The organism is Citrobacter sp. wls716 (assembly GCF_005280975.1).
GTDB classification, from domain to species: domain Bacteria; phylum Pseudomonadota; class Gammaproteobacteria; order Enterobacterales; family Enterobacteriaceae; genus Citrobacter; species Citrobacter youngae.
Genome location: NZ_SZWX01000051.1, coordinates 12,467 through 28,567, shown reverse-complemented (window position 1 = coordinate 28,567; position 16,101 = coordinate 12,467). Strand labels below are relative to the sequence as shown.

The 16,101-nt window shown below is 52.4% G+C and carries 15 protein-coding genes; 9 read left to right on the top strand and 6 right to left on the bottom strand.

The window, feature by feature from the left end; all coding sequences use genetic code 11:
* Positions 1-9: 9 nt before the first annotated feature.
* From rng to csrD, 6 genes are all read right to left on the bottom strand, one after another.
* Positions 10-1,479: a ribonuclease G gene (rng, locus tag FDX24_RS18975; protein ID WP_003828822.1), complete on the bottom strand. Its 1,470-nt coding sequence runs from the start codon at positions 1,477-1,479 to the stop codon at positions 10-12.
* On the bottom strand, positions 1,469-2,062 hold the full coding sequence (locus tag FDX24_RS18970) for a nucleoside triphosphate pyrophosphatase (protein ID WP_061068704.1): 594 nt from the start codon (positions 2,060-2,062) through the stop codon (positions 1,469-1,471). The genes rng and FDX24_RS18970 overlap by 11 nt, the downstream gene beginning before the upstream one ends.
* 8 nt (positions 2,063-2,070) lie before the next feature.
* Positions 2,071-2,559, bottom strand: a complete 489-nt coding sequence (mreD, locus tag FDX24_RS18965) for a rod shape-determining protein MreD (RefSeq protein WP_040234168.1) — start codon at positions 2,557-2,559, stop codon at positions 2,071-2,073.
* Positions 2,560-3,582: a rod shape-determining protein MreC gene (gene mreC, locus FDX24_RS18960; protein WP_040234170.1), complete on the bottom strand. Its 1,023-nt coding sequence runs from the start codon at positions 3,580-3,582 to the stop codon at positions 2,560-2,562.
* Positions 3,583-3,645: 63 nt separating this feature from the next.
* The gene (mreB, locus tag FDX24_RS18955; protein WP_137364766.1) at positions 3,646-4,689 is read right to left on the bottom strand and encodes a rod shape-determining protein MreB; all 1,044 of its coding nucleotides are present in this window, start codon (positions 4,687-4,689) and stop codon (positions 3,646-3,648) included.
* 306 nt (positions 4,690-4,995) lie between these two features.
* On the bottom strand, positions 4,996-6,936 hold the full coding sequence (csrD, locus tag FDX24_RS18950) for an RNase E specificity factor CsrD (RefSeq protein WP_137364765.1): 1,941 nt from the start codon (positions 6,934-6,936) through the stop codon (positions 4,996-4,998).
* Positions 6,937-7,161: 225 nt separating this feature from the next.
* On the opposite strand from csrD, the gene FDX24_RS18945 reads away from it, so the two are divergent.
* The 9 genes from FDX24_RS18945 to dusB all read left to right on the top strand — a co-directional run bounded on the left by FDX24_RS18945 (position 7,162) and on the right by dusB (position 16,093).
* Positions 7,162-8,136 (top strand): MDR family oxidoreductase, encoded by a 975-nt coding sequence (locus tag FDX24_RS18945; RefSeq protein ID WP_048213459.1) that lies wholly within the window; start codon positions 7,162-7,164, stop codon positions 8,134-8,136.
* Positions 8,137-8,255: 119 nt separating this feature from the next.
* Positions 8,256-9,260, top strand: coding sequence for a protein-methionine-sulfoxide reductase catalytic subunit MsrP (gene msrP, locus FDX24_RS18940; RefSeq protein WP_048213460.1), 1,005 nt, complete (start codon positions 8,256-8,258; stop codon positions 9,258-9,260).
* Entirely contained in the window at positions 9,261-9,860 is a 600-nt protein-coding gene (gene msrQ / locus FDX24_RS18935) for a protein-methionine-sulfoxide reductase heme-binding subunit MsrQ (RefSeq protein ID WP_048213461.1), read from the top strand.
* A 392-nt stretch (positions 9,861-10,252) separates the two neighbouring features.
* Positions 10,253-10,723, top strand: coding sequence for an acetyl-CoA carboxylase biotin carboxyl carrier protein (gene accB, locus FDX24_RS18930; RefSeq protein ID WP_005121378.1), 471 nt, complete (start codon positions 10,253-10,255; stop codon positions 10,721-10,723).
* A 10-nt stretch (positions 10,724-10,733) separates the two neighbouring features.
* Complete coding sequence (gene accC, locus FDX24_RS18925; RefSeq protein WP_003025213.1) at positions 10,734-12,083, top strand: acetyl-CoA carboxylase biotin carboxylase subunit; 1,350 nt, start codon at positions 10,734-10,736, stop codon at positions 12,081-12,083.
* A 107-nt stretch (positions 12,084-12,190) separates the two neighbouring features.
* Complete coding sequence (locus FDX24_RS18920) at positions 12,191-12,433, top strand: YhdT family protein (RefSeq protein ID WP_048213462.1); 243 nt, start codon at positions 12,191-12,193, stop codon at positions 12,431-12,433.
* A complete protein-coding gene (panF, locus tag FDX24_RS18915; protein WP_048213463.1) occupies positions 12,423-13,874 on the top strand; it encodes a sodium/pantothenate symporter in 1,452 nt (483 codons plus the stop codon). Before FDX24_RS18920 ends, panF begins: the two co-directional genes overlap by 11 nt.
* Before the next feature lie 11 nt (positions 13,875-13,885).
* The gene (prmA, locus tag FDX24_RS18910; RefSeq protein WP_003025221.1) at positions 13,886-14,767 is read left to right on the top strand and encodes a 50S ribosomal protein L11 methyltransferase; all 882 of its coding nucleotides are present in this window, start codon (positions 13,886-13,888) and stop codon (positions 14,765-14,767) included.
* Positions 14,768-15,127: 360 nt separating this feature from the next.
* Complete coding sequence (gene dusB / locus FDX24_RS18905) at positions 15,128-16,093, top strand: tRNA dihydrouridine synthase DusB (RefSeq protein ID WP_003025224.1); 966 nt, start codon at positions 15,128-15,130, stop codon at positions 16,091-16,093.
* Positions 16,094-16,101 lie beyond the last annotated feature (8 nt).

Sequence of the window (16,101 nt, the reverse complement as noted above, 5' to 3'; positions counted from 1 at the left end):
CTACACGATTTACATCATTACCACGTCAAACTGCTCCTGGTTATAGAGCGGTTCGACTTGTACTTTGACCTGTTTGCCGACAAAGATTTCCACTTCCGCCAGCGCATGCGACTCTTCCCCTTTCAGGGTTTCAGCCACTGCCGGAGACGCATACACCAGGAAACGATCGGAGTCGTAAGCATGGTGCACGCGGACGATTTCACGCATGATTTCATAACATACGGTTTCGACCGTTTTCACCGTGCCACGTCCGTGGCAGGTTGGGCACTCGTTACACAGCACATGCTCCACGCTTTCACGCGTGCGCTTACGTGTCATCTCTACCAGACCCAGCTGTGAAAAACCGTTAATGCTGGTTTTTACGCGATCCTTGCTCAGCGCCTGCTCCAGAGAGTGCAGCACCCGGCGGCGGTGATCTTCATTATTCATGTCGATAAAATCGATAATGATTATGCCGCCCAGATTACGCAGACGCAGCTGACGAGCAATGGCCTGCGTTGCTTCAATATTAGTATTAAAGATAGTGTCGTCGAGATTACGATGCCCAACAAATGCGCCGGTGTTGATGTCGACGGTAGTCATCGCTTCGGTTTGGTCGATGATCAAATAGCCGCCGGATTTCAGCTCAACCTTGCGCTCCAGCGCTCGTTGGATTTCATTCTCAACGTCGAAGAGATCGAAAATCGGTTGGCGTCCGCTGTAATGTTCCAGTTTGCTGGTCATCTCCGGGATGTATTCCGCCGTAAATTCCAGCAACGCTTCATAAGTCAGACGGGAATCAACGCGAATTCGGTCTAACTGAGCATCAGCAAAATCACGCAGAACGCGCTGTGCCAGTGCCAATTCACCATACATCTGGTAGCGCGTTTGTGGCCGCTTCTTACGCTCCATGACCTTCGTCCAGACACGCTTCAGGTAGGCAGCATCCGAAGCCAGATCCTCTTCACAAACGCCTTCAGCCGCCGTACGAATGATGAATCCGCCCTGTTCGTCGCAGTAATCCGCCACCACCTTTTTCAGGCGTTCGCGTTCGGTTTCGCTCTCGATTCGCTGAGAAACCCCCACGTGCGACGCCCCCGGCATAAAGACGAGATAACGGGAAGGTAGCGTGATGTCCGTTGTCAGGCGTGCGCCCTTCGTGCCCAGAGGATCTTTCACCACCTGTACCATCAGGTCTTGCCCCTGACGCACAAGTTCGGAGATATCGCGTACAGTGAACTGTTTTTGTTCTTCACCCGCTACGCATTCGGTATGCGGCATGATGTCTGATGCGTGGAGAAATGCGGCTTTATCCAGCCCAATATCTACAAAAGCCGCCTGCATACCCGGAAGTACACGACTTACACGACCTTTGTAGATATTGCCTACGATTCCGCGTCGCGCCTCACGTTCAATATGAATTTCCTGCAGAATACCGCCATCAATGTACGCCACCCGCGTTTCCGATGGCGTTACGTTTACCAACAATTCAGCCGTCATGTTTATCCCTTTTCTCACGCAGTGCGTTAAAATTGCTCAGCAACTCATACGTTTCTACCAGCGGTAAGCCGACTACGGCGTGATAGCTGCCATTGATCTTCCTGACAAAACAGCCACCCAACCCTTGAATACCGTATGCACCTGCTTTATCCATAGGCTCACCGCTGGCAACATAACCGGCGATGTCCTCATCTGTTAGTGTTCTGAATGTCACTTCCGTCACCACCAGACAGTCCAGGTTGTGCTGGCGATCGGCTAATGCGACAGCCGTCATGACCTGATGCGTTTTGCCTGACAGCTTGTGCAGCATCGCTGCTGCATGGTCGGCATCATGCGGTTTTTCCAGCACTTCGCCATTAAGGATAACAATGGTATCCGCCCCCAGCACAGGTAAATCGCGCACAGCCATTGCTACGCCTGCCTGCGCTTTTTCACGCGCCAGACGAACAACATACTGCTGAGCGCTTTCCTGCGGGTGCCGCTGTTCTTCAATTCCAGGAACCAGCCGTTCAAACGTAACACCAAGCTGAGCGAGCAACTCCTGACGACGTGGAGAACCTGAAGCAAGATACAGAGTATTCATATCAACCTTTATTGCACCGCAAACTGCTGGCGGACTTTACGCATCAGTAAGAATAGCCATGGCCAAAGCACACCATTTACTACACTACTCCAGAACACTTCAGGTCTGAAAGAGACGTTGATCACTAAAAACTCGGCCCAGAAAACAATAATATCCACGACCAGTGACAACAACATAACTACCAGCGCCTGCTGCCAGAGCGCGAGGTTACGGAAGAGCTGAAATTTCAGTGCGACCAGATAAGCAATGATACTCATCGACAATGCCCGCACACCAAGCGTAGAGCCGCTAATGAGATCCAGTATGGCACCCACGATAAATCCTGTGCCCACATTTACGCGATGCGGCAGCGCCAGGATCCAGTACAGCAGAATGAGCAGCACCCAGTTCGGCCGGAAAACGAGGATCTCGTCCGGCCAGGGCATGACTTGCAGCAGAAATGCAATTAGGAACGAGAGCCAAATGACCCAACGTCCCTGGTGACGGATGCTTGCCACTTACTGCCCTCCCGGCTTACGCGGAGCAGGTTGTGACGGCGTGGTTGTTGCAGGAACCGGCGTTACACCTGTCGCCGGAGCAGGAACTGGCGCAGGAGGCCCCATGGCATCCGGTGCCGGCAGGACTTGCGGCATCATTTGCATCAGACGTTCATTAGCTACACGGTGCACTTCTTCTGGCGTCATCGGGTTAGCACCATTACGATCGGCTCCCCACAGCAGCAGCAGATAGCGCAGACGCTGTAAACCCGCCGTCGGGCGCGCCTGAATCACGGTGTATGCGCGCTGGGTATCCAGCTTCACAGAGGAAACGACACCGACTGGATAGCCTTCAGGGAAACGCCCACCCAGACCGGAGGTAACCAGCACATCGCCAACGCGAATGTCAGTATTAGCCGGCAAGTGTTCAAGCTGAAGATCGTCCGTGCAGCCGTTACCGGCAGCGATCACGCGAATATCGTTACGCAATACCTGGATTGGCAGTGCATGCGTCGCGTCACAAATCAGCAGTACGCGGCTGGTCAGTTTGGCCACCGCAACAACCTGGCCCACTACGCCTTTATCGCTGATGACTGGCTGACCTTCATAAACGCCGTTAACACTCCCTTTGTCGATCACCACCTGATCGCTGTAAGGATCGTTAACCGTTGAGATGACCTGCGTCACCATTTTTTGTTCGTCCTGGCGCAGCGGCGATCCCAGCAGCTCACGCAAACGCGCGTTCTCCTGTTTATATTGCCCCAGCATCAGCAGTTCACTGTTTTTCAGCAGCAGTTCCTGACGCAACGCCCGGTTTTCAAGTTCGAGTTGGTCACGAGAAGCCAGCGTTTGCGACACGCCGTCGAGTAATTCACGGGGACCATTAGAGATAAAGTAGAAAGGACTGACGGCGGTATCCATGTACGTTCGGATTTGACTAAACGTACCCAGGCGGCTGTCGGCAATAATAACGCCGAGCGCCACCAGCACCGCCAGAATAAGGCGAATCTGTAGCGACGGGCCACGGCTAAAAATTGGCTTCATAGTCTATGCGTATTCTCGCATCAGAGCGGAAGAGCAACCCAGGGCTACCCTTCCTGCATCCGATTACTCTTCGCTGAACAAGTCGCCGCCGTGCATATCGATCATTTCCAGTGCTTTACCGCCACCGCGAGCCACACCGGTCAGCGGATCTTCGGCAACAACAACTGGAATACCGGTCTCTTCCATTAACAGACGGTCAAGGTTACGCAGCAGCGCACCGCCGCCGGTCAGGACCATACCGCGTTCTGAGATGTCAGACGCCAGTTCTGGCGGACACTGTTCCAGTGCAACCATCACCGCGCTTACGATACCGGTCAGGGGTTCCTGCAGCGCTTCAAGGATCTCGTTAGAGTTCAGGGTAAAGCCACGTGGAACACCTTCTGCCAGGTTACGACCGCGAACTTCGATCTCGCGTACTTCGTCGCCAGGATAAGCAGAACCGATTTCGTGCTTAATACGTTCCGCGGTAGCTTCACCGATCAGAGAGCCGTAGTTACGGCGAACATAATTAATGATGGCTTCGTCGAAGCGGTCACCACCAATACGCACGGAGGAGGAGTAAACTACGCCGTTCAGAGAGATAACGGCGACTTCTGTGGTACCACCACCGATATCGACAACCATTGAGCCGGTTGCTTCAGAAACTGGCAGGCCCGCACCGATCGCTGCCGCCATCGGCTCTTCGATCAGGAACACTTCACGTGCACCTGCACCCTGAGCGGATTCACGGATGGCACGGCGTTCAACCTGAGTTGCTCCAACCGGTACACACACCAGTACGCGCGGGCTTGGGCGCATGAAGCTATTGCTGTGCACTTGTTTAATAAAGTGCTGGAGCATTTTTTCAGTCACGAAGAAGTCAGCGATAACGCCATCTTTCATTGGGCGAATTGCAGCGATATTGCCCGGCGTACGGCCCAGCATCTGCTTCGCATCATGACCTACTGCAGCCACGCTTTTCGGCGAACCGGCACGATCCTGACGAATGGCCACAACGGAAGGCTCATTCAATACGATGCCTTGTCCTTTTACATAAATAAGGGTATTCGCGGTACCCAGGTCAATGGACAGGTCATTGGAAAACATGCCACGAAATTTTTTCAACATACTAAGGGATAATCCTGAAAGCTGGGGCGGAAAACAAAATCCGCTTACTTTACCAACCACACGCAGCAGCGACAAGGCGCAAAAATCATCTGCTACGGTGAAAATTAGTGCAGTTCGTTTCCTTTGTTACAAAACCGGCCTGAGTCCATCAGGGCTGAAAAACTCAGCAGCAGTCCTCGCTTTTGTTTGCAACCTGTCAAAGGTCATTCACCTGCATGTTTGCTGTTACAACCTGGCGAGCAGACAAGCACACCCCCAGAAGGCACAGCGCGCGTTATTCTACGTGAAAACAAATTAAACGGCAGGTTAAACCGAGTATCTTTGCGAATATTTTTTCACGTTTGTGTCAAGTGGCTGTGATGCGGCAAAAAAATCACCCTGCCCACCCGCGACTCCACGTTCTGTCAGGGTATGCCACTCGCTGCGCGAACGAACGCCCGTGGCATAAACCTGCGTTGGCGTTCCGGTACACGTCTCTACCAGGCTTTGAACCAGCAGCTGATTTTCCGTTCGCTTATCAATGTTTCTCACCAGACTGGGATGAAGCTTCAACAATTCGACATTCAGCTCTTTGATCCAACTGGTACTCACCAACGTTAAACCGGCCTGCGTAACGGCAATACGTACGCCAAGCGCATCCATCAATCGGATAACCGGTTGTAACCGGCTGATGTGTTGACAAACATCCGCCTCAGCAAGTTCAATAATTATGCGTTTACGTAGCGATTTTTCGCACTGCATCAGCGTATCTCGCAGCCAACGCTGAAAACGTGGGCGAATGAGCGATTCAACCGTCGTCTGCATCGCCAGGCTTTCCTGCGGCCAGTACCCCAACAACAGGATCAAACGGCTGATTTGCAGACGGTCATACTCTTCCGCCAGACCAAATTGCAGCACCATCGGCATATATTCCGCCGAAATAACCTCTTCGCTGCCATCGAAAATACGGCACATCAGCTCGCGATGGTGCACCCGCCCTTCACGCGTTACGGCAGGTTTTTGATAAATTCGCGGTCCGCCCCGACTGAGCATCTGTTCAATCAGCGTTCGCCAGCGCACATTGCCCCGGCCTTTTTCCGGCAGAGAGTCGTCATACACCGACCAACTGTTCCCGCCTTGTAATACTGAATTCCGGGTGGCGGCTTCAGCGTGATCCATAACTTGTTCAGTCGACTGACCGCTGCGACAGACACAAATGCCAATATGAACCATATCGGCACGATCGATCATTTTGTTAGCCGGAAGTGCATCCACCGCCTTTAAGAGTTGCCCGGCGATACTTTCCGCTTCTTTTAACGTGCGGTGTGGCAGCAGGATGGCAAAATCGCTTCGGTGGTAACGCGCTAACAGTGCGCCCGGATAGCGCATCATAAAGGTAGACAACAAATTGATAAGCGTTGAAATTTGTTCTTCCGCCTGGGTAATGCCCCAGCTCTCGCGTAGCAGCGTAAAGTCCGGCAAACGAACCATCATCACCACACCATGCGAGCCGACTTTTTCCTGATCTTCCAGCAGCGTCGCCAGTTGGTTATCAAAGAACAAGCGGTTGCTCAGCCCCGTTTTTGTATCCTGCGCGACATAGGAGCGAATTAGCGTATCCAGCCTGCTGCGCTGCTCACGAGCATTTTGAATTTCGGTCAGTAGCATGTCGAGCGCACTACTGGTACGCGCTGGCCACTCATAGACCGTTCCCCGCACGTTTGGCCCGCGTTCACCGTTGAGGATCCGCGTTGAACGAATCTCCAGTAATTCCTGTCCGGAAAGTTGACGTTGAAGCCAGCGCACCGACAAAAACAGCATCAGGATAATAAAGCCTATCGATAGCGTGAGCGGTGCCGTAGTCATCAACGAATGGAAATAGTTGCCCATCGGATCCTGGTAAACCATGCGCAGCGACATCCCCGGATGCTTGACCAATGGCACGGTGAGATTGCGATAAAGGTTATTCGTCCCCGCCGGGCGGTAGCTACTGGTTCGGGAATGGCTATAAACAACGCGGTCATCCTGAAGCAATTCAATACGGACGATATCAACCGAAATCATCAGTTCATCAATTTGCGGCGTTAAGGACACGACATCCTTGGTGACCAGATGGGTATCGATCGCCGTCGCGACGGCATGGACGCGGGTGGTGAACTTATATTGAATAGCGTTATAGAAACTCAGCGAGCAACCTATCAGCGTCACGAAAATCGTTAACCCGGTAAGCAGCGTGACAAAGGCTGAAAATTTCGTCGTTAATCGCATCCTTGTGTTAACTCCGACAGTGATGAATCAGGTGTGAAAGTGAAAAAGCGACACGAAAATGCAAAACTGAACGCGAAATCCGTCAATTTACACAAATAATGTGGGCATACTACCAAATCAGGTATATCTGGCAATTTATTGCGCAGAATCGGCATCATGTTTTAATTAGCGAGTATAGTCTTCACAGATAATTTTCCAATCCACTATATGAATTGAGGACAGGTTATGCAGGCTTTGATCTTAGAACAGCAGGACGGAAAAACCCTCGCATCCGTTCAACCCCTCGACGAAAATCAGCTACCTGAAGGCGATGTGACGGTGGATGTTCACTGGTCGAGCCTGAACTATAAAGATGCCCTCGCCATCACCGGTAAGGGTAAAATTATCCGCAATTTTCCGATGATTCCTGGTATCGATTTCGCCGGTACCGTACGCACAAGTGAAGATCCTCGTTTTCATGCAGGTCAGGAAGTCTTACTGACCGGATGGGGCGTGGGTGAGAATCATTGGGGGGGACTGGCCGAACGCGCTCGTGTGAAAGGCGATTGGCTGGTTGCGCTGCCAAAAGGACTGGACGGTCGCAAAGCCATGGTCATCGGTACCGCCGGTTTTACTGCCATGCTGTGCGTCATGGCGCTTGAAGATGCCGGTATCCGCCCGGAAGACGGCGAAATCGTCGTCACTGGTGCCAGCGGTGGCGTAGGCAGTACTGCCGTTGCGCTGCTGCACAAACTGGGTTACCAGGTTGCGGCAGTATCGGGCCGCGAAAGCACCCACGACTACCTGAAAAGCCTGGGAGCCAACCGCATTCTGGGTCGTGATGAGTTTGCTGAATCTCGTCCGCTGGAAAAGCAACTGTGGGCGGGTGCCATTGATACCGTTGGCGACAAAGTGCTGGCAAAAGTACTGGCGCAGATGAACTATGGCGGTTGTGTTGCCGCCTGTGGCCTGGCTGGCGGTTTTGCGCTACCCACCACGGTGATGCCGTTTATTCTGCGCAACGTGCGCTTACAGGGCGTCGACTCCGTGATGACGCCTCCGGATCGTCGTGCACAGGCCTGGCAACGTCTGGTTAACGACCTGCCAGAGTCGTTCTTTACCCAGGCAGCGACAGAAATCACGCTTGCCGATGCGCCGAAGTTCGCCGATGCCATCATCAATAACCAGGTGCAGGGCCGTACGCTGGTGAAAGTGAAATAAAACAATTTGCAGATACAAATTTACATTTAATTAACTAAATTTCTCTGCACATTGACGGACTCCCTGCCATAGTAACTACGCGCCAGTATGAGCCTTTGCGCGTATGTCGGGAGTCCGTTATGAAGAAAATACGTCCATTCACTGAAGCCGATGTAACAGCCGAGTCGGCTTTTTTTATGCAGCGCCGCCAGGTGCTGAAAGCGCTGGGTATCAGCGCCGCCGCTTTGTCTTTGCCCTTTTCTGCCGAGGCCGATCTTCTGAGCTGGTTTAAAGGCAATGACCGTCCGCCCGCGCCTGCCGGTAAACCCCTTGATTTCACCAAGCCGGCAGCCTGGCAAAATACACTTCCTTTAACACCAGAAGATAAGGTTTCTGGCTATAACAACTTCTACGAATTCGGCCTCGACAAAGCCGATCCTGCAGCCAATGCCGGCAGTCTGAAAACCGATCCCTGGACGCTGAAAATCAGCGGTGAAGTCGCTAAACCGTTGACGCTCGATCATGATGCCTTAACCACCCGCTTCCCACTGGAAGAGCGTATATATCGAATGCGCTGTGTTGAAGCCTGGTCGATGGTCGTACCGTGGATTGGTTTTCCTTTACATAAACTGTTAGCGCTGGTTGAACCCACCAGCAATGCAAAATATGTCGCGTTCGAAACACGTTATGCCCCTGAAGAGATGCCGGGACAGAAAGATCGCTTTATTGGCGGTGGGTTAAAATATCCTTATGTTGAAGGGCTACGTCTGGATGAGGCCATGCACCCGCTCACGTTGCTTACAGTGGGCGTGTATGGCAAGGCACTTCCACCACAAAATGGTGCCCCTATTCGCTTAACGGTGCCATGGAAATACGGGTTTAAAGGCATTAAGTCGATCGTCAGTATTAAACTGACGCGTGAACGCCCGCCAACCACCTGGAATATGGCTGCGTCCGATGAATACGGTTTTTATGCCAATGTGAATCCTCATGTCGATCATCCCCGCTGGTCACAAGCGACAGAACGCTTTATCGGCGCGGGCGGCATACTGGATGTACAGCGCCAGCCCACGTTGCTGTTTAACGGCTATGCAAAGGAAGTCGCTTCCCTGTACCGAGGTCTCGATCTGCGGGAGAATTTTTAAGTGCGCTTGACTGCAAAACAGATTACCTGGCTAAAAGTTTGCCTGCATCTTACCGGACTTTTACCGTTTCTCTGGCTATTTTGGGCGGTAAATCATGGGGGACTGAGCGCCGATCCGGTCAAAGACATTCAGCACTTTACCGGTCGGACAGCTCTGAAATTCCTACTGGCTACCTTGCTGGTGGCGCCGTTGGCGCGCTACGCTAAACAGCCATTATTGATACGCACTCGTCGCCTGTTAGGGCTATGGTGTTTCGCCTGGGCGACGTTACATTTAACCAGCTATGCGCTACTGGAATTAGGCATTAATAACCTGGCATTGCTGGGGCGGGAACTTACTACTCGACCTTATTTGATGCTGGGTATTTTCAGCTGGGTCATTTTATTCGCCCTCGCTTTGACCTCTACACAGGCAGCCCAGCGAAAACTGGGTAAATATTGGCAGTATCTGCACAACTTCGTCTATCTTGTGGCGATCCTGGCACCCATACATTATTTGTGGTCGGTAAAAATTATCTCTCCGCAACCGATTATTTATGCCGCACTTGCAGCGGTGCTGTTAGCCTGCCGCTACAAGAAGTTTCGCCAGTGGTGGCGGTAGTTACACGATATGTGCAGTACGTTGCAAAACACAGACGAACCCATGTTCTTTACATGCCAGCGGTTGATTATCTTCCCTGATAAGACCAGTATTTAGCTGCCAATTGCTACGAAATAGTTATAATGTGCGCCTTTGCTCTCCCCGGTAGCGTTTTTACAGCGCAGAAAGGGTGACAATCGCATATTGAAGGTATATTTTGTCTTTTACCCGAAAATGGCAGAAGATAGCCGCACAATGACTAACAAGTCTGGCAATCTCATTTAATGGCAGCAGCACCCAGTGCAGCGCCTGAGATGCGTGGCATCTTGTCACTCACTGTTATAAAAATGCTATACAGACGGCGGTAAAACGCTTGTCACAATCTCACTAAACAAAGAGTACGGAACCCACTCATGGATATTCGTAAGATTAAAAAACTGATCGAGCTGGTTGAAGAATCAGGCATCTCCGAACTGGAAATTTCTGAAGGCGAAGAGTCTGTACGCATCAGCCGTGCAGCGCCAGCTGCAAGTTTTCCAATGATGCAACAGGCTTATGCTGCACCAGTGATGCAGCAGCCAGCTCTGTCTAACGCTGTCGCACAAACTGCCACTCCAAGTATGGAAGCGCCGGCAGCAGCGGAAATCAGTGGTCACATCGTACGCTCCCCAATGGTTGGTACGTTCTACCGCACCCCGAGCCCGGATGCTAAAGCGTTCATCGAAATCGGCCAGAAAGTGAATGCGGGCGATACCCTGTGCATCGTTGAAGCCATGAAAATGATGAACCAGATCGAAGCCGACAAATCCGGCGTAGTGAAAGCGATTCTGGTAGAAAGTGGTCAACCGGTAGAATTTGACGAGCCGCTGGTCGTCATCGAATAACGAGGCGAACATGTTGGATAAAATTGTCATCGCTAACCGCGGCGAGATTGCCTTGCGTATTCTTCGTGCCTGTAAAGAACTGGGCATCAAGACTGTCGCCGTGCATTCAAGCGCGGATCGCGATTTAAAACACGTATTGCTGGCGGATGAGACGGTCTGTATTGGCCCGGCTGCGTCCGTAAAAAGCTATCTGAACATCCCGGCAATCATTAGCGCCGCTGAAATCACCGGCGCAGTGGCAATCCACCCGGGTTATGGCTTCCTCTCTGAGAACGCCAACTTCGCTGAACAGGTAGAACGTTCTGGTTTTATCTTCATCGGCCCGAAAGCCGACACTATCCGCCTGATGGGCGACAAAGTGTCCGCGATCACCGCGATGAAGAAAGCTGGCGTACCGACCGTTCCAGGCTCTGACGGCCCGCTGGGCGATGACATGGACGCTAACCGCGCGCATGCTAAACGTATCGGCTACCCGGTTATCATCAAAGCCTCCGGCGGCGGCGGCGGTCGCGGTATGCGCGTCGTGCGCAGCGATGCCGAACTGGCACAATCCATCTCCATGACCAAAGCGGAAGCGAAAGCGGCTTTCAACAACGACATGGTTTACATGGAGAAGTACCTGGAAAACCCACGCCACATCGAAATTCAGGTGCTGGCTGACGGTCAGGGTAACGCGATTTATCTGGCTGAACGTGACTGCTCCATGCAGCGTCGTCACCAGAAAGTCGTCGAAGAAGCACCTGCGCCGGGTATTACCCCGGAACTGCGTCGCTACATCGGCGAGCGTTGCGCCAAAGCGTGCGTTGATATCGGCTATCGCGGGGCAGGTACTTTCGAGTTCCTGTTCGAAAACGGCGAGTTCTACTTCATTGAGATGAACACCCGTATTCAGGTTGAACACCCGGTAACCGAAATGATCACCGGCGTTGACCTGATCAAAGAGCAGCTGCGTATCGCGGCAGGACAACCGCTGTCCATCAAGCAGGATGAAGTTGTGGTTAAAGGCCATGCGGTAGAATGCCGTATCAACGCCGAAGACCCGAACACCTTCCTGCCAAGCCCGGGTAAAATCACGCGTTTCCACGCGCCGGGTGGCTTTGGTGTGCGCTGGGAGTCTCATATTTACGCAGGCTACACTGTACCTCCGTACTATGACTCAATGATCGGTAAGCTGATTTGCTACGGCGAAAACCGCGACGTAGCGATCGCCCGTATGAAAAATGCATTGCAGGAACTGATCATCGACGGTATCAAAACCAACGTTGATCTGCAGATCCGCATCATGAATGACGAGCACTTCCAGCATGGTGGAACCAATATCCACTATCTGGAGAAAAAACTCGGACTTCAGGAAAAGTAAGCATGTGTTAACCGAAAAGGCCGGAAATTCCGGCCTTTTGTTTTTCTCCCCTCCCGAACGCGCCATAAGGTACAATCCCCGCTTTCTTTATCCACAAGGGACAAAAAATGGACGCTCGTTTTGTTCAGGCCCATAAAGAGGCGCGCTGGGCGCTGTGGCTGACCCTTTTATATCTTGCCACATGGTTAGTAACCGCTTACTTACCAGATTCCACGCTCGGTTTTACCGGCTTACCGCACTGGTTCGAAATGGCCTGCCTGCTAACGCCGCTGGTTTTCATCGTACTGTGCTGGGCGATGGTGAAGTTTATCTATCGCGACATTCCGTTGGAGGATGACGATGCAGCTTGAAGTTATTTTGCCGCTGGTCGCCTATCTGTTGGTGGTCTTCGGTCTCTCTGTTTACGCTATGCGTAAGAGATCGACCGGTACTTTCCTGAACGAATATTTCCTCGGCAGCCGCTCGATGGGCGGGGTCGTGTTAGCCATGACGCTAACGGCAACCTACATTAGCGCCAGCTCGTTTATTGGCGGTCCTGGCGCTGCTTACAAATATGGACTGGGATGGGTGCTGCTGGCGATGATCCAGTTGCCTGCCGTCTGGCTCTCTTTGGGGATCCTCGGGAAGAAATTCGCCATTCTGGCGCGCCGTTATAATGCCGTTACCCTTAACGACATGCTGTTTGCCCGCTACCAGAGCCGTCTACTGGTGTGGCTGGCAAGTCTTAGCCTGCTGGTCGCGTTTGTCGGAGCAATGACCGTACAGTTTATTGGCGGCGCACGTTTGCTGGAAACGGCTGCGGGTATTCCTTACGAAACCGGTTTGCTGATCTTTGGCGTCAGTATCGCTTTATACACGGCATTCGGCGGATTTCGCGCCAGCGTACTGAACGACACCATGCAAGGCATGGTAATGCTGATTGGGACTATCGTTCTGCTGGTCGGCGTCGTTCATGCCGCCGGCGGCCTTAGCAATGCGGTAGTAACCCTGCAAACCATCGACCCGAAACTGGTCTCACCGCAGGGCGCGGATGACATTTTGTCACCCACATTTATGACCTCATTCTGGGTGCTGGTATGCTTTGGCGTGATTGGCCTGCCGCATACGGCGGTACGCTGCATCTCTTATAAAGACAGTAAAGCGGTACACCGCGGCATTATCATCGGCACCATAGTGGTGGCGATCCTGATGTTTGGCATGCATCTGGCGGGTGCGTTGGGACGTGCGGTGATCCCTGACCTGACGGTACCGGATCTGGTGATCCCGACTCTGATGGTCAAAGTGTTGCCACCGGTAGCTGCCGGGATCTTCCTCGCGGCCCCCATGGCCGCGATCATGTCAACGATCAATGCCCAATTGCTGCAAAGTTCCGCTACGATCATTAAGGATCTGTACCTGAACCTTCGTCCGGAACAGTTGAAAAACGAAACCCGGCTGAAACGCATGTCGGCCGTGATTACCCTGCTGCTCGGCGCGTTACTGCTGCTGGCCGCCTGGAAACCGCCAGAGATGATTATCTGGCTCAACCTGCTGGCGTTTGGCGGATTGGAAGCGGTCTTCCTGTGGCCGCTGGTGCTGGGCCTGTACTGGGAGCGAGCAAACGCGACTGGCGCATTGAGCGCGATGATTGTCGGCGGCGTGTTGTATGCCGTACTTGCTACCTTTAACGTTCAGTACCTGGGCTTCCATCCGATCGTGCCCTCGTTGCTGATAAGTTTGCTGGCTTTCCTGGTCGGAAACCGTTTCGGTTCTACCGTCCCGCAAGCTGCCATATTGACTACTGATAAATAAAGAGTTTTGCCATGCCATGGATCCAACTGAAACTGAACACAACGGGTGCTAACGCAGAAGAGTTAAGCGATGCACTGATGGAAGCGGGCTCCGTTTCCATCACTTTCCAGGATACGCATGATACGCCGGTGTTCGAGCCTCTGCCGGGCGAGACTCGCCTGTGGGGCGATACCGATGTTATCGGCTTGTTCGACGCAGAAACCGATATGAAAGAAGTCGTTGCCATTCTGGAGCAGCATCCGCTGCTGGGTGAAGGTTTCGCGCATAAAATCGAACAGCTTGAAGATAAAGACTGGGAACGCGAATGGATGGATAACTTCCATCCGATGCGCTTTGGCGAACGCCTGTGGATTTGCCCGAGCTGGCGCGATGTCCCGGATGAGAACGCCGTCAACGTGATGCTGGACCCGGGTCTGGCGTTTGGTACCGGCACTCACCCAACCACCTCTCTGTGCCTGCAATGGCTGGACGGTCTCGATCTTAACGGCAAAACGGTTATCGACTTTGGCTGCGGCTCCGGCATTCTGGCCATTGCGGCATTGAAACTGGGCGCAGCGAAAGCCATCGGCGTGGATATCGATCCACAAGCGATTCAGGCCAGCCGTGATAACGCCCAGCGTAATGGCGTTTCTGAGCGTCTGGAGCTTTATCTGCCGAAAGACCAGCCAGAAGCCATGAAAGCCGACGTGGTGGTCGCCAACATCCTCGCGGGCCCATTACGTGAACTGGCGCCGTTAATCAGCGTACTGCCCGTTGAGGGCGGTCTACTGGGGCTTTCTGGCATTCTTGCCAGCCAGGCGGAAAGCGTCTGTGAGGCTTATGCCGATCTCTTTACACTCGATCCGGTCATCGAAAAAGAAGAGTGGTGCCGTATTACCGGTCAGAAAAAATAATCGTCACGCGTTACTATCGCTAACCCCAAAATCGCTTTCGTTTTCGCAAAATGATTTGCGGAAATGAGAGCGAGATCGCATTACAAAGTCACTATTTGTACACAAAAACAGCTTTTTATCCTGATGTCCTGAGCCTGAGCGCAATAAAAAAAGAGAAGTTTTCGGAATTTATAAACGGATGATAAATTGGCGCAACTACGTATCCAAATGATTATTAAAGCTTTTAATTTGAAACTGTGTACTTAGTCATCAATTCATTGATCCACCTCAGTGGATTGGTCAAAGTTTGGCCTTTCATCTCATGCAAAAAATGCGTAATATACGCCGCCTTGCAGTCACAGTATGGTCATTTCTTAACTCATGCGCATCGGACAATACCAGCTCAGAAATCGCCTGATCGCAGCACCTATGGCTGGCATCACTGACAGACCATTCAGGACGCTGTGCTATGAGATGGGAGCAGGATTGACGGTATCCGAGATGATGTCTTCTAACCCGCAGGTTTGGGAAAGCGACAAATCTCGTTTACGTATGGTGCACGTTGATGAGCCAGGAATTCGCACGGTGCAAATTGCCGGTAGCGATCCTGTTGAGATGGCTGATGCCGCACGTATCAACGTGGAAAGCGGCGCCCAGATTATTGATATCAATATGGGGTGTCCGGCTAAAAAAGTGAATCGCAAGCTCGCAGGTTCAGCCCTCTTGCAGTACCCGGATTTAGTGAAATCGATACTAACCGAGGTCGTCAATGCAGTGGACGTTCCTGTCACACTCAAGATTCGCACCGGCTGGGCTCCGGAACACCGTAACTGCGTAGAGATTGCCCAACTGGCTGAAGACTGTGGCATTCAGGCTCTGACCATTCATGGACGCACCCGCGCCTGTTTGTTCAATGGAGATGCTGAGTACGACAGTATTCGGGCAGTTAAGCAGAAAGTTTCCATTCCGATTATCGCGAATGGCGACATTACTGACCCGCATAAAGCCAGAGCTGTACTCGACTATACGGGGGCGGATGCCCTGATGATAGGACGTGCAGCTCAGGGAAGACCCTGGATCTTTCGGGAAATCCAGCATTATCTGGACACTGGGGAGCTGCTGCCCCCGCTGCCTCTGGCAGAGGTGAAGCGCTTGCTTTGTGCGCATGTTCGGGAATTGCACGACTTTTATGGTCAGGCAAAAGGGTACCGAATTGCGCGTAAACACGTATCCTGGTATCTCCAGGAACACGCTCCGGATGACCAGTTTCGGCGCACATTCAACGCCATTGAAGACTCCAGCGAACAGCTGGCGGCGTTGGAGGCATACTTCGAAAATTTTGCGTAAACAGAAAT